Source organism: Alcanivorax sp. HI0044 (assembly GCF_001634945.1).
In genome coordinates this window covers 1-924 of the sequence record NZ_LWEZ01001913.1, presented here as the reverse complement: position 1 = coordinate 924, position 924 = coordinate 1, and the positions used below count along the sequence as shown (strand labels likewise).

At 57.9% G+C, this 924-nt stretch carries 1 protein-coding gene; it reads right to left on the bottom strand.

The window, feature by feature from the left end; all coding sequences use genetic code 11:
- Positions 1-138: 138 nt before the first annotated feature.
- The coding region (locus tag A3730_RS28495; protein ID WP_197477721.1) for an alkaline phosphatase D family protein at positions 139-924 on the bottom strand (786 nt) is incomplete at its 5' end.

The following is a 924-nucleotide window of genomic DNA, read 5'->3' as shown; positions in this document are numbered from 1 at the left end:
GAACATCCGTGTTCCATTGCGTCCTTGCGAGATCTACTTTAGGTAAACCTCCCGCGAGAGGTAAGGCGAGAAAAGCGCCAAGTCATGTAAGCCTTTCGCCATACCCGAGATACAAAATCAGGCCCCCTCACGCCGGTATCACCATTCAATGGTTCGGCTTGCCTCCGGCACGGCCCGATTACGACGGTCGAACAGCGCGAACTGAGCGCCCTTTTCATCGAACGACACCACCGAAAAGGCATTATCACTGAACACTTCCCCCGGCACGCTAACCTGCCCTAACGGCCGGCCCCAACCGCTGTAGAGCAAGCCTGGCACCCGGATCATCGGCCGGTACCAACGAAACGCGAATAGCGCGGTGGGCCAGAACAACCCGGAGCACGTCCAGCTGTGTACCTTCTTGCCACCATTGAGTGTCAAGCTTGCATACAGAGAGGCATGCACATCCCCGCTGAGCACCACCAGTTTCTGGCTGGCACTCTTCGCCATGGCTGCCAATAGCCGCTGACGCTGATGGCGGAAGCCTTCCCAGGCATCTTTGCCACGGAACGGACGCCTCTGCTCGGGGAACATTACTACGGAGGTCACCAGCACCTTGATGCGCTCGGGATCCCGGTCCAGCCATTGGACAAAGGCCTGCTCCTGCACCTCGCTGATCATTTTGCGCTGCCAGGGCCAGCGGCTCAGTACCCGCTCGGTACGCACATCCATTACAAAAAAGTCCGCCGGCCCACGGGAAAAGGTATACCAGAATTTATCCGGGTCGCGATCCAGATAGGTACCGGCTTCATTTAATGGCGCCGCCGGGGAATGGGACGCCTGGTNGATCTGGTACGCCTTGATCGCTGCCGGATACTTGTTCGTCCATAACTCGGCGTCGGCCTTGGCTGGCCAGTTATTCTCGATTTCATGATCATCCAGGAT